Below are 13,142 nucleotides of genomic sequence, written 5' to 3' on the forward strand. Positions count from 1 at the left end.
CATAGTTTCGCAAATCTTTGAGGGAAGAGATGAATAAATCCGCATTAACAAATCTGATTGCACTGTTAATCACCCTGATCGGTCTGATCAGCACCCAATATAGTGAGATCATTATGATGACGGGCTTATTTGCGCTTTCCGGCAGTATCACCAACTGGCTGGCGATCCATATGCTGTTTGAAAAAATCCCGTTTCTTTATGGGTCCGGCGTCATTCCCAATCGTTTTGAAGACTTCAAGGCTGGGATCAAGCACTTGATCATCGAAGAATTTTTCTCCCATGAACATATTGAAAGGTTCTTTGAAGCCAACAAAAAAGGCATGGGCGGCAATATCGTGGAAAAGGTGGACTTTGATCGGGTCTTTAATGGCTTAAGTGATGCGATTGAAGAATCAAGCCTGGGTGGCATGCTGGCGATGGTTGGCGGCAAAAAGGCCCTGGAACCCCTTCGTGAACCGGTGACCCGCAAACTGGAAGGCATTATTTCTGAACTGGCAGATGGTAATGTGGGCGATGGCATCGGGCAGGATATTACCAGCGGGCTGATCAGCAAAATCGAAGAAATTATTGATCGTCGTCTAGACGAATTGACCCCGGAAAATGTCAAAGAGATCGTGCAGGATATGATCCGCAAACACCTGGGTTGGCTTGTGGTCTGGGGTGGTGTCTTTGGCGGCTTGATTGGTCTGATTGTCGGGCTTATCTGAACGTAACCACGGATGTTGGAGTTTTAAGAGTTATAAAATCACAAATTTAGCGGTTCAATTTTGAACCATCACGTTTCGTTTTGACCTGTTTAATTAAATAAATGTGACACCTACATTTAGACCTTGGAAGTTGGAATAGAGCTTCCTAGATTTAATTTGAGCCCGCAAAAAAGGGTGCTAAAAAACAGGGGTTTCATGAACACGAAACGTGATCACAAGTCACAACCGGATCAGTTATCAGAACGCTATGATGATGTCCGCAAGATGACTTTAAGCCTGAGCGAACATCTCAGTGATGCAGATGCAACTGTTCAGTCCATGGAAGACGCCAGTCCGGCCAAATGGCATTTGGCCCATACGACCTGGTTTTTCGAAACATTGATTTTGCGTGAATTTGCAAAAGGGTATCAGATTTTCAATGATCGATACCCTTTCTTGTTTAATTCCTATTACAACGCCCTTGGTGACCGACAGCCCCGGCCCAAACGTGGCATGCTGACCCGCCCCACATTGGATGAAGTCCTGAGTTATCGCCAATATGTTGATGAGGCCATGACTTCTTTTCTGGCAGGGGATGTGTCTGAAGATGCATTAAATCTGCTGGAACTGGGTCTGAACCATGAACAGCAGCATCAGGAACTGCTGCTGACCGATATCCTGCATCTGTTTGCCCAGAACCCCTTAAAGCCGGAATTCAGACCTGCCATCCCTCTAGAAGTGAAAAAGGCTGATCCATCCCCGTTAAACTGGATGGAATTTGATGGTGGCCTTCATGAGTTTGGACATGATGGCGATGGCTTTGCCTTTGATGCAGAAGGGCCGAAACATCACTTCCATGTGGCGCCGTTCAAGCTTGCCACCCGTTGCGTCAGCAACCGGGAATGGATCGACTTTATTGACCAGGGCGGTTATCAGACCCCGACGATCTGGTTATCCGATGGCTGGGATCGGGTGCAGGCTGAAGGCTGGCAGGCACCGCTTTATTGGGAAAAGATTGAGGATACTTGGTGGTCCATGACCCTGCGCGGTCTGCAACCTGTTGATCTGGACGCCCCCGTCACCCACATTTGTTATTTCGAGGCTGACGCTTATGCCCGCTTTAAAAACAAGCGCTTGCCGACAGAATATGAATGGGAACTGGCAAGTAAAGGCCAAATCATCAATGGTAATATGCTGGCCTCAGACCGTTTGCGCCCCGCGCCAGCCCATGGGGATGGTCTGGTGCAGATGTATGGCGATGTGTGGGAATGGACGCAAAGTCCCTTTACGCCTTATCCCGGATTCAAGCCAGCCCATGGTGCCATTGGCGAATATAACGGCAAATTCATGTGCGGGCAGTATGTGCTGCGCGGGGGATCTTGCGTGACGCCACCGGGCCATATGCGTGCGACCTATCGCAATTTCTTTCACCCTGATAAGCGCTGGCAGTTCACTGGATTGCGTCTGGCGGAGGACCTATGAACTATTTCAATACCCAACAGGTAAACAGTTACCCGCAAGCTTTCCTGAACGATGTGATCATGGGGCTTTCAAAAGAAAACCGATATATCCCGCCGCACTGGCTGTATGATGATCGCGGATCAAAAATCTTTGAAGCCATCACCGATTTGCCGGAATATTATGTGACCCGCACTGAGCTTGCGTTGTTTCATGAAATTGCCCCGATCTTCTGCGATATCATTGGACCCAATGCGTCGCTGGTGGAATATGGCGCAGGCGGGGCGATGAAGGCACGGATTTTCTTAAACGCTTTTGTCGATCCGGCGGAATATGTGGCGATTGATATTTCCTTTGATCACCTGGAACAGTCCTTAAATGACTTGGCACTGGATTATCCTGAACTGAACGTGCGGCCATTGGCGGGTGATTTTATCTCAGGCATTCTGACGACGGATTTGGGTAGTGATACACAGCGGGTCGGTTTCTTCCCCGGTTCCACCATCGGGAACTTGTCCAATGATGATATCAATACCTTTCTGAAACGTGCGCGCGATTATCTGGGTGATGACGCCTATTTCATCTTGGGGGCGGATTTGAGTAAATCACCTGATGTGTTAATCCCGGCCTATGATGATGCGCAAGGGGTGACGGCGGACTTTAACCTGAACCTGCTGACCCGCATCAACCGGGAACTGGACGGCACCATTGATGTGGCAAAGTTCAGACATCGTGCGATCTGGAATGATGAGAAAAGCCGAATTGAGATGCATCTGGAAAGTCAGGAAGACCAAAGCTTTGAAGTTGCTGGTCAGGGATTCAGGCTGTCGAAAGGCCAATCCATCCATACGGAAAATTCCCGCAAATTCAGACGGTCTGAACTGGAACAGCTGACGTCTGATAACGGCTGGAACATGGTGCGTTATGAAACGGATGAAAATGACTATTTCGCCGTCATGCTTTTAAAAGCAGGTGTTTAGGTTTACCATCCAACCATGCCAAGTATCGCCAAACCCTTTGACTGGGATGACCTGAAATACTTCCTTGCCGTTGCCCGTGTGGGGACGTTGCGTGGTGGGGCGGAAAGCATCAATGCCAACCATGCCACGCTATCTCGCAGGCTGAATATGCTGGAAGAAAATATGGGGGCGCGTCTGTTTGATCGCACCCAGTCCGGCCTTGTCCTGACCCAGACCGGGGAAGAACTGCTGCCTCATGCTCAGCGGGTGGAGGAAGAGATTAATGCGGCTTCCAGAACCGTCATCGGTCGTGACCTTGACCCCAAGGGGCCGATCTATTTCAGTATGCCGCCCTTTATGGCCATGTCATTTCTGGCAGAAGAACTGGCCGATTTTTCCAGCCTTTACAAAGACATCGACCTGCATATCGAAGTGACCAACACCATCGTTGATCTGGCGAGACGCGAAGCCGATGTGTCTTTGCGCGTGGTCAGTGAAGTTCATGATGATGTGGTGGGGCGTAAGCTGTCAGGATATTCCAAGGCGGCTTATTGTTCACCGGATTATGCAGAGCAGATGCAGGATAACGGTGGCGAAGGGCTGCACTGGATCGGCTGGATGGAACCGGAAGGCGATACCACAGCTCCATGGATCAAGGAAAGTGCTTATCCCAAAGCCAAGCTGCGCCATCGCATTCATGAAGGTGTACCGCAGATTACATTGGCAACAGCTGGTGTGGGTTTGACGCAAATCCCCTGTTTTATGGGGGATCGTGTATCTGGGCTTGTGCGTGCACCTTTTCAAAAGCCCGTGGTGGATCAGCGCAATATCTGGCTGTTGCTGCATCGTGATTTGCGCAAAACAGCACGGGTGCGTCTGTTTGTGGATTTTCTGGCGGAACGTATCCATAAACGAAAACATGAACTGCTTGTGGAATTTTAGATGAGCCTTGATGTAACGCGCATCCGTCAGGAGATGCAGATAAAAGAAGGCATGATCCATTTCAACAATGCGGGTGGATCGATCATGCCCACCTGTGTGCTGGATGCGCAGCTGAGCTATCTCAAGCTGGAAGCAGAGATCGGTGGATATGAAGCAACCGATCGCTATCGAAGCAAAATTGATGCGACCTATCATTCCATCGCAAGGCTGCTGAACTGTTCTGCCGATGAAGTTGCGATTGTTGAAAATGCAACGGTCGCCTGGTCCATGGCTTTTTATGGGATCGATTTTCAAGCTGGTGATCGTATTCTTTGTGGGGAAGCGGAATATGGATCAAACTATCTGGCTTTCCTCCATCTGCGTGATCAAAAGGGCATCAGTATTGATGTGATCCCGCAAGTTGAAACAGGTGAGCTTGATCTCATAGCGCTGGAAGGGATGATTGATGATCGGGTGAAATTGATCTCCCTTACCCATGTACCCTCTAACAGCGGGCAGGTTAACCCGGTGAAAGAGGTCGGGAAGATCGCAAGAAAGAATAATATTCTCTATCTGGTCGATGCCTGCCAGTCCGCCGGGCAAATGCCGCTGGATGTGGAAGAAATCCACTGTGATATGCTCAGCGCCACCAGCCGGAAATACCTGCGTGGTCCGCGTGGTATGGGGTTTTTATATGTGCGATCTTCGGTTATTAAAAAACTTCTTCCACCCATCATTGACCTGCGTTCTGCCGAACTTGAGGGGCCGGATAAATATAAGCTGGTGCCCACGGCCAAACGATTTGAAAACTGGGAAAACAACTATGCGGCGCTGGTTGGTTTCAAGGTGGCGATTGACTATGCGCTGGATTTGGGGCTGGAAAATATTCAGGCGCGTGTTCAGCAGCTGGCATCTGATTTGCGCAGTAAATTGTCAGAGATCGACCAGCTCACCCTGCATGGTCATCTCGATAATATGTGCGGCATCGTGACCTTTTACATAGAAGGTTTTGAGGCGGAAGAAGTCGTCAGCCACATGCGAGAACAAGGCATCAACCTTAGTACCTCGTATCGCGTCAGCACCCCGATAAATGCTGAGGCTGAGCAACTGCCCAACCTCATCCGCGCATCCGTTCATTATTTCAATCTTGAGGCGGAAACAGATCGCCTTGTTCAGGCTTTGCATCAGATGATAGCTGCAAAAGGCTAGAATGCACCTCGACCATGGCAAGGGTATCCAGCGTGCAGTAATCGATCAGCGCCTGTCTGAGAGTTTGAACTTCTTCGTCGATCAATAAACCAGCGGCGATGGTTTCAAAAGCATAGGCTGCACCCAATCCGTCATTTACATGATCAAGCGCGTCATAGCGAACGGTTGGCGCAAGCGTCGGGCCGACGGCTTTGATGGAGAAAGAACCTTTATATTCCTTGAAATAGGTATAGCCGCGTGCAATCAGCAACAGGTCTTGCAGGCGGCTGATCAGGTTATCAATTTCTTCGGCAAATTCCGGGAAATTCTCTTTCACGCCATTTAAAATTTGGCGCTCGTAACTGGAATAAACAATGATCGGCCCATCAGTAAAGGCAAGTCGATCAACCAATGTTTTGGTGAAGCTATAAGCCGGATTTTCATCCCCATCTGCCAGAAATTCCCAATGGGTCAAGGTATCGTCTTCATCCATATGATGCAGCGACCATTGAAACGGCATGTTCTGGAAGGGACGTGATCCTTCATAAAGTGGCAAAGCTGGTGCAAAGGTTTCAAAATCCAGATAATAGGCCGGGCGCTGGAACTGTTTTAAGGCCTTGGGCAGGTTGTCTGAGATAAAGGGTTTGTCGGTTTGCCAGACCTTGCGCACCGTTGCCTGATTGGCCGTTAGGGAAAAGTCAGTAGGGATGTCACGAGCACTTTCAATCCCCAAATCGGTAAGCTGCTGAAATTTTTTGGATGTCAATCGCGGCAGGTGTAAAATCCAATCTTCGGGCTTATCCCCACAACAGGTGTCGTAGAAATCACATTTCTTGCACTCTGATGTATAAATCGGGGCAGGGGCGTCTTCCTGATGAAGCACATCAAAGGCGGCTTGAATATTATCTTCGACGGGAGGCAGGAACCCCATCAGTTCTTGACGAACAAAAAGCTGATCCCATTCAATCTCGCCCGCGCCACGGATGTAATGTCTATTGATATGAATCAGTTCAGCCGAGGCTACTGTCAGGCCACAACCTTCAAGCACGTGCAGCTGCAGGGCCACGTCATGGGTGTGGTATTCTTTCACGCTGGTGCTGGATTTAACTTCGCGCAGGCCCCATTGGTTGTTGGGTAGACGTTCCAGAATATCAACCCAGATGCGGATGTTTTTATATTCCAGACAGGCTTCGAAGATGGCAGGTACGGTTTCATCCGCCATCAGTTTTTGTGTGGTCTCTAGTGCTTTTTGATGTTCAAAGGCCGCCTCTTCTACCAGAACTCCACCCGGAAACAGTTTACAGGCATGTTCGCCAATCGCAGTCCCGATGGCTTGGATCGATCCGGGTTCAGGCTCAAAATAGGGCAGGGGATCATGGACGGCAAGCCAATGGAATGTCTGGCATCCCATACTGTTGATATAGCGGCTTTTCGTCAGGTAATTGCGTGATCTATCCATAAAACACATCCCTTTCCAAACCGAGTATACAGAAGCCAGATTAAGAGGATAGGGGGTAATTAAAGCGTGTGTTCAGAAATGATTTCATTTTTCGCGGGAAATGGGATAAAGCCATGTGATGGATCAAAAAAACATGCTGAGACCATGACCGTACATTTAAGAAAACTCGCTGCCCGTATCGAAGATATTGAAGAGCTGGAAACCATTCAGGCGCAAAAGCTGAAGGATTACGGCACCATCTTCACCTACACCCGCAATACTCCAAAACGCAAAGATGATCTGCTGGATGGTGGCTCGCTTTATTGGGTGATCAAGGGGCAGTTTCGTGTGCGTCAGGAAATCATCGGTTTTGAAGAAGAAATGGATGATGAAGGGCGCAAATATTGCCTGATCATTCTGAAGCCCGGTCTGGTCCGTACAGAATTGAAAGCGCAAAAAGCCTTTCAGGGCTGGCGCTATTTTGAACCCAAAGACGTCCCGCCTGATCTCGGTGATCGATCAGCCGCAGGCGATGACCTGCCTGATGATATGCAAGCGGAACTTCGTGATTTGGGGCTGCTTTAAGGAAGCACATCCGTTTTATAAAGCTGTACCTTGATCCCGCCATGGGAAAAATGTGTTACGTCGTTGGTGAAGGGAAGGCCTGTCCGGTTTGCCAGACGATCTGAATTTGTCACCAGTCCGACATGCCAACCTGAGAACTCTGCCTTCAAAACATGACCAAGGCTTTGATAGAGTGTCGCCAGCTTCTTCATGTCCCCGATGCGGATTCCATAAGGGGGATTGACCACGACCAGCCCTTTCTCACCTTCCGGGGCTTTCAGATTGCTGAGGGTCTGGTTGGTGAAAGTACAACAGCCTTCAACACCTGCACGTTTTGCATTGGCGCCTGACCGTTCAATCGCCCCTTTGTCCCGGTCAAAACCGTAGAACTGGACATCAGGGGTGATGCTGACATCTTTGGCTTTCATCCGTGACCAGAGGTCTTCATCAAAATTGATGAATTTTTCAAAGGCAAAGGATCGGTTGCGCCCGGCTTTTTTCTTTGATGCGATCTCGGCTGCTTCCAGAACGAAGGTGCCAGACCCGCACATGGGGTCAAGCACAGGCTCTTTGCCGTCATAACCACAATCGCGCAGGATCAGGGCAGCAAGCGTTTCGCGCATGGGGGCTTTGTTCAAGGCCTCTTTTGATCCGCGCTTATGTAGGCCTTCGCCAGATGTATCGATACTGAGGGTACAGCGGTTTTCAAAGATACGGGCTTTGATTGTGACCTCGGCCTCATCAGAGATTTTACAGCCCACATCATCGGTGATGGCGAGTGCGATGCGTTCTGCGGCGGCCTTCTGATGATAGATTTTGGATTTTTTACAAGAAGCTTCCACCCGGACAGGAACGTCACGGCGCAATAGTGTATTCCAGCCCATTTCGCGCGCGCGTTTGTCCAGTTGTGACAGATGCGTGACTTTGAAACTTGCGAGACGCACCAGTACTTTGCTGACGCCGCGCATTTCCAGGTTTGCCCGCCAGGCAACAGACCAGCCGCCAAGGATGGTGACGCCACCATGGTCGCACTTGGGTTTTTTGAACCCTTTTTCAATCGCTTCTGCGCGCACCAGTTGTTCAAAGCCGGGCGCGCAGACGAGGAAGATTTCTAATTCTGTTTCTCTGTTCATGGCGCATTACTACAGGGAATGCGCAGGCGGGTCGATAGATTTCTATGTCTTGCGAAACAGCAGCCGATTAAAGGTCTGTTCCGGCATCCGTGTGATTAACTGGCTCAGCAGGATCACCACGATGAAGGAGAAGATAAACCGCCCGATCAGAATACCTGTTAAATCAGCGCCTAAAGCAAAGATCAAAAGCGTATCTTCGATCATGCTGTGGAACAGCGACATGAAGCTGAGCGACAGGAAAATATCCCGGCCTGACATATTGCCTTCTTTGGCTTCGCGGATAATAAGTGCCCCGCCATATCCCAGTCCGAGCATCACACCGATCATGGTCACAGGGATGGCTTTTTCAGAAATTCCCATCAGCCCCAAAACAGGCGACAGAAGTTTGGAAATAAAATCCGTCACCTTCAGGATTTCCAGAATTTTCAGCAGGACGACCAGCACTAGAATGATCCAGAAGATGGAAAACAACTGAATGGCACTATCGATAGACCATTGCGCCCAACCCGCATCTACTTCGGTTTGGGGTAACCATGAAATGGTAGCGTTATCCTGTAAGAAATTAAAGGCCTGATAAATCGCGTTCAGGATGGCGCCGTAAACCAATGCACCGACGACACGCAACAAGGTTGTGGCGATAAAGCTGGGCCCGGCTTTTTGCACGATGCGTTGTTCGATGGGCAGGCTGTGGGCAATCAGGATCATGGATCCCAAAACCGTTATTTGTGCGACACTCATTGGCGCTTCGGGCAGCAGCGCAATCAGGGTCACCATCCCGGCATAGATGTTCACCAGCATGGCCGTTGTCCAGATGATCCCTGCTTCAGCAGGCAGGCCAACAAGGTCCATAAAGGGGGTAAAGAGACGGGCCACATGTTCAATCATTCCAAATTCAACACCCAGGCGCACCACGATCATAATCGGGACCATGACTTTCAAAAGTTCCCAATAAAGTTTAACGCTGTCGGTGACGGGCTTTTTCAGCCAATGGATGATTGCATTCATGTTTTGCACTTCTTTCTTTTGAACCTGCGCAAACCCTAAAACAATTCCAAACGAAGTTGTGGTCAAATATTGCTTAAATGTGCAATAATATTGCATGGATAAGATTGATCAAAATATACTCACGATCCTGCAGCAGGATGCCAGCCTGACAAATGCAGCATTGGCAGAACGTGTTAACCTGGCCCCAAGCAGCTGTTTGCGCCGGGTTCAGAAGCTTAAGCAGCAGGGCATCATCAAGAAAACGGTTGCCGTGATTGACGAAAAAACGCTTGGCAGAAACTTGCACGCCATTGTTGAAATTGATTTGGCCCGGCACGGTCATCAGGCCTACAGTGCCTTTCAGGAACGGGTCAAACACGAAATTGCCGTGACCAAAGCTTTCAGTATTTCTGGGGAAAGTGATGTGATTTTGAATATCAGCCTGAAGGATATGGAAGAATATCAGGCGTTTTGTGACCGGGTCTTGAACCACGATGACAATGTGCTGCGTTTTCGCACCAACTTTGTCATGCGGGTGATAAAAGAGTGATCATTCAGAAGAATGTGCGGTGCCGTAGACAGCGAGATTATAGAGGAATTCACTTAGACGATCTTGGTCATCATTGAATTTCAGGCCGCATTTTTCACCATGGGCCCAGATGACATAGGCGTCCAGTTCATTCAGAAAGGGCAGGTCAATTTGAACATCACTTGACTGCAGCAATGTGCTGTTCTTCAAAACGATTTTTGCCCCACCAGTCGAGATATCCAGCACCGTGGCCGAATGGCTTTTGCCTTCACTGATCAGGTTGGCAACCACATTGATTTCATGGCGCCGACTGGATCGTTTGTCCATATTGACTGGTTTGAACATATTGCTTCCTCCCAACCTTATCCTATTGATTATAACTTAATAAAGGGTTACGGGCGATAAAAATAAACCAGACGCTGCAATGGGTGCGGGGTTATTGAACTGATCGGCTAGCTCTGAAAGCGATTTCGATAATCTGTGGGTTTAATGCCGATGCGTCTGATAAAGGTACGGCGCATCATATCGACATTGGTGAACCCACAGTGAGAGGCGATGCGCTGCAGGGCCATGTCGCCGTCTTCCAGCAATCTTTTGGCCGCATCAATGCGGGCCTGTTCGATAAATTCCGACGGTGTGTGTCCGGTTTCCTTTTTAAAGGTGCGGCTGAAATTACGCACGCTCATGGCGGATTTTTTGGCCAAAACGGGTAGGCAGAGATCACTTTCCAGATTGTCTAAAATCCATTGCTGTGCAGTTTGAATAGGTCCTTCATTGGCAACTTGCGCCTGAAGATGAACGCTATATTGGGATTGCCCACCGGGGCGTCTTAAAAATACGACCAGCCGCCTTGCGATTTTAAGGGCTAGGTCTCGCCCATAGTCATCTTCAATAAGTTTCAGGGCAAGGTCAATTCCGGCCGTAATTCCGGCAGACGTGCAGAGCGCCCCGTCCTGAATGAAAATGGCGTCCCGGTCGATGTCTGCTTTGGGATAGCGCTCTTTAAGTTCGTCGGCCTGTTGCCAGTGGGTGGTTGCTTTGCGCCCATCCAGCAGGCCAGCCTCCCCGAGGAAGAACGCACCCGTGCAAACGGAACCATAACGTCGAATGTTCGGTGTGTTTTCTTTCAGCCAATCTGTAAACGTTGAATGTTCAAAGGCCTGTTGGTAGGCATGGGTGCCTGCAATGAGAAATGTATCAATGGGTCTGTCTAGCGTTTCCAGTGTCAAATCTGCTTTGACTGTCATGCCTTCAATTTCAATGAAATCGGACCCATCAATGGACAATAATGAAACCTCGTAGCGTATCTTTTTGTCAGATTGCCTGTAGGCCTCACGAAAAGCGGCAAGAGGACCTGAAACATCAAGTGGCTGTGCCTTTGGTGGGACGGCAATGACGATGTGTCTGCTTTCCTGTTTCAAGATTTCTCTGACCCTTGGCTGATGAATAAGGTGATTTGTCCTAAAAAAACGTTAACGTATTATTGAGACATGTTCAAGTGAGGCTTAAGATGTTGGCACGATTGATCAACAAAAGGATAAGACTATGGAAAAACGCTACCCGCTTCCTCCATTTACTGAAGAAACCGCCGCGGAAAAAGTTCGCCTGGCCGAAGATGGCTGGAATGGTCGTAACCCTGAAAAAGTGGCACTCGCTTATTCTGAAGATACCAAATGGCGCAACCGTGCCCATTTTGTCACCAACCGTGCAGAAGCGGCGGATTTTCTGAAAGGCAAATGGGATAAGGAACTTGAATATCGCCTGATCAAGGAGCTATTTGCCTTCAAGGATAATCGCATTTCTGTGCGTTATGCCTATGAATGGCATGACGATAGTGGCAACTGGTATCGATCTTACGGCAATGAAAACTGGGTCTTTAATGAAGATGGCCTGATGATGGAACGCTACGCCAGCATCAATGACCTGCCGATTAAAGAGAGCGAACGCAAATTCCATTGGCCACAGGGCCGCCGACCGGATGATCACCCGGGACTGAGTGAACTTGGCCTATAAAATACAAAACCGCCGTCTCCCATATCAGGAAACGGCGGTTTCTTTTTGCTCAGACCAACCTTATTCAGCAGCCAGTGTTACGGGCTTTTGAAATCGTTCTTCTGCCATGATGTCGGCGACGATGGAGGTTGGTTTGTTTTCGGCATCGGCACGCGCAAAGATTTCTAACAAGGTGTCGTAGATTTTTTCGACCTGTGCCTTGACGACAGCAGGGTCGTAGTCATCGGTTTCGCTAAAGACGTTGATCAGGCCACCAGCATTGATGACGTAATCAGGGGCGTAGAGGATGCCTTTGTCTTTAATCGCCTGACCGTGGTGGTCTTTTGCCAGTTGGTTGTTGGCAGCCCCTGCAACGATGCTGACTTTCAACTGATCCAGTGTCTGATCGTTGATGGTCGCACCCAACGCGCAAGGGGCGTAGATATCCACGTCCTGGCCGTAAACGTCATCCAGACCCACAGCGGTTGCGCCGAATTCATCGACCACACGCTTGATGGCATCGGCGTTGATGTCTGTCACCACCAGCTTGGCACCTGCTTCATGCAGGTCCTTACAGAGGTAGTAACCCACGTTGCCGACACCCTGAACCATGACGCGCAGGTCGGTCAAATCATCCGTTTTCAGCTTGTGCTTCACCGCAGCTTTCAGGCCCATGAAGGTTCCGTAGGCTGTGACAGGAGACGGGTTGCCTGTACCTGTGGATTTACCCCGTACGTGGGCGGTGCTTTCACGGATATAGTCCATGTCCTGCACGGTGGTGCCGACGTCTTCTGCGGTGATGTAAGCGCCATTCAAACGTTCAATCACACGGCCGAAGGCACGCATCAGATCAGGCGTTTTGATTTTCTTCGGATCGCCAATGATTACGGACTTGCCGCCACCCAGATCCAGCCCGGTGATTGCAGCCTTATACGTCATGCCTTTTGAAAGTCGCAGCACATCGGTAATGGCTTCTTGTTCTGTTGCATAGTTCCAGAAACGTGACCCGCCGAGCGCTGGTCCACGGTTGGTGTTGTGAATACCGATGATGCATTTTAAGCCGGTTTCTTCGTCAAAGCCGAACACGACGTTTTCGTGATTGTCAAAATCGGCTGCTTCAAATACGGACATGATCCTCTCCTGTTGTTTGGACTTGTCTTTCTTTTATCTGTGAATTTGTAATATAATTTCAAGAGAAAAAATGGCTTAAGTTGTTGTTTTTAAGGTAATTTTTTGCAATGCAATAAACGTTCTAAAAATTACAGGAAAGAGGTTTGGGGGGATTTATTG

General features: G+C 49.2%; 14 protein-coding genes. 8 read left to right on the plus strand and 6 right to left on the minus strand.

Annotated elements, in window-relative coordinates:
• The first annotated feature begins 29 nt into the window (after positions 1-29).
• The 5 genes from RYZ26_RS02930 to RYZ26_RS02950 all read left to right on the plus strand — a co-directional run bounded on the left by RYZ26_RS02930 (position 30) and on the right by RYZ26_RS02950 (position 5,233).
• A complete protein-coding gene (locus RYZ26_RS02930) occupies positions 30-707 on the plus strand; it encodes a DUF445 domain-containing protein (RefSeq protein WP_317681647.1) in 678 nt (225 codons plus the stop codon).
• A gap of 195 nt (positions 708-902) precedes the next feature.
• Positions 903-2,168, plus strand: a complete 1,266-nt coding sequence (egtB, locus tag RYZ26_RS02935) for an ergothioneine biosynthesis protein EgtB (protein WP_317681648.1) — start codon at positions 903-905, stop codon at positions 2,166-2,168.
• Positions 2,165-3,124, plus strand: coding sequence for an L-histidine N(alpha)-methyltransferase (gene egtD / locus RYZ26_RS02940; protein ID WP_317681650.1), 960 nt, complete (start codon positions 2,165-2,167; stop codon positions 3,122-3,124). The genes egtB and egtD overlap by 4 nt, the downstream gene beginning before the upstream one ends.
• Before the next feature lie 15 nt (positions 3,125-3,139).
• Positions 3,140-4,045: a LysR family transcriptional regulator gene (locus RYZ26_RS02945; RefSeq protein ID WP_317681651.1), complete on the plus strand. Its 906-nt coding sequence runs from the start codon at positions 3,140-3,142 to the stop codon at positions 4,043-4,045.
• The gene (locus RYZ26_RS02950) at positions 4,046-5,233 is read left to right on the plus strand and encodes an aminotransferase class V-fold PLP-dependent enzyme (protein ID WP_317681652.1); all 1,188 of its coding nucleotides are present in this window, start codon (positions 4,046-4,048) and stop codon (positions 5,231-5,233) included.
• On the opposite strand, the gene RYZ26_RS02955 is transcribed toward RYZ26_RS02950, so the two are convergent.
• Positions 5,166-6,671: a DUF2779 domain-containing protein gene (locus RYZ26_RS02955; protein ID WP_317681653.1), complete on the minus strand. Its 1,506-nt coding sequence runs from the start codon at positions 6,669-6,671 to the stop codon at positions 5,166-5,168. The genes RYZ26_RS02950 and RYZ26_RS02955 overlap by 68 nt on opposite strands.
• A gap of 144 nt (positions 6,672-6,815) precedes the next feature.
• Between RYZ26_RS02955 and RYZ26_RS02960 the strand changes: the two genes are divergently transcribed.
• Positions 6,816-7,235: a DUF1489 family protein gene (locus RYZ26_RS02960; RefSeq protein WP_317681655.1), complete on the plus strand. Its 420-nt coding sequence runs from the start codon at positions 6,816-6,818 to the stop codon at positions 7,233-7,235.
• On the opposite strand, the gene RYZ26_RS02965 is transcribed toward RYZ26_RS02960, so the two are convergent.
• Positions 7,232-8,347 carry a THUMP domain-containing class I SAM-dependent RNA methyltransferase gene (locus RYZ26_RS02965; protein WP_317681656.1) on the minus strand — a complete coding sequence of 372 codons (1,116 nt, stop codon included), beginning with the start codon at positions 8,345-8,347 and terminating at the stop codon, positions 7,232-7,234. The genes RYZ26_RS02960 and RYZ26_RS02965 overlap by 4 nt on opposite strands.
• A gap of 42 nt (positions 8,348-8,389) precedes the next feature.
• Positions 8,390-9,352 (minus strand): nucleoside recognition protein, encoded by a 963-nt coding sequence (locus RYZ26_RS02970; RefSeq protein WP_317681657.1) that lies wholly within the window; start codon positions 9,350-9,352, stop codon positions 8,390-8,392.
• Between the two features lie 94 nt (positions 9,353-9,446).
• Between RYZ26_RS02970 and RYZ26_RS02975 the strand changes: the two genes are divergently transcribed.
• The gene (locus RYZ26_RS02975) at positions 9,447-9,881 is read left to right on the plus strand and encodes an Lrp/AsnC family transcriptional regulator (protein ID WP_317681658.1); all 435 of its coding nucleotides are present in this window, start codon (positions 9,447-9,449) and stop codon (positions 9,879-9,881) included.
• On the opposite strand, the gene RYZ26_RS02980 is transcribed toward RYZ26_RS02975, so the two are convergent.
• Both RYZ26_RS02980 and RYZ26_RS02985 read right to left on the minus strand, forming a co-directional pair.
• Positions 9,882-10,205 carry a PilZ domain-containing protein gene (locus tag RYZ26_RS02980; RefSeq protein ID WP_317681659.1) on the minus strand — a complete coding sequence of 108 codons (324 nt, stop codon included), beginning with the start codon at positions 10,203-10,205 and terminating at the stop codon, positions 9,882-9,884.
• Between the two features lie 107 nt (positions 10,206-10,312).
• Positions 10,313-11,281, minus strand: a complete 969-nt coding sequence (locus RYZ26_RS02985) for a GlxA family transcriptional regulator (protein WP_317681660.1) — start codon at positions 11,279-11,281, stop codon at positions 10,313-10,315.
• A 124-nt stretch (positions 11,282-11,405) separates the two neighbouring features.
• Here RYZ26_RS02985 and RYZ26_RS02990 point away from each other — a divergent pair, with 124 nt between their 5' ends.
• On the plus strand, positions 11,406-11,873 hold the full coding sequence (locus tag RYZ26_RS02990) for a nuclear transport factor 2 family protein (RefSeq protein ID WP_317681661.1): 468 nt from the start codon (positions 11,406-11,408) through the stop codon (positions 11,871-11,873).
• Positions 11,874-11,933: 60 nt separating this feature from the next.
• Here RYZ26_RS02990 and RYZ26_RS02995 read toward each other — a convergent pair whose 3' ends face one another.
• The gene (locus tag RYZ26_RS02995; protein WP_317681662.1) at positions 11,934-12,983 is read right to left on the minus strand and encodes a Leu/Phe/Val dehydrogenase; all 1,050 of its coding nucleotides are present in this window, start codon (positions 12,981-12,983) and stop codon (positions 11,934-11,936) included.
• Positions 12,984-13,142 lie beyond the last annotated feature (159 nt).

Origin of the sequence: Terasakiella sediminum (genome assembly GCF_033100395.1) — a bacterium.
Classification (GTDB): Bacteria; Pseudomonadota; Alphaproteobacteria; order Rhodospirillales; family Terasakiellaceae; genus Terasakiella.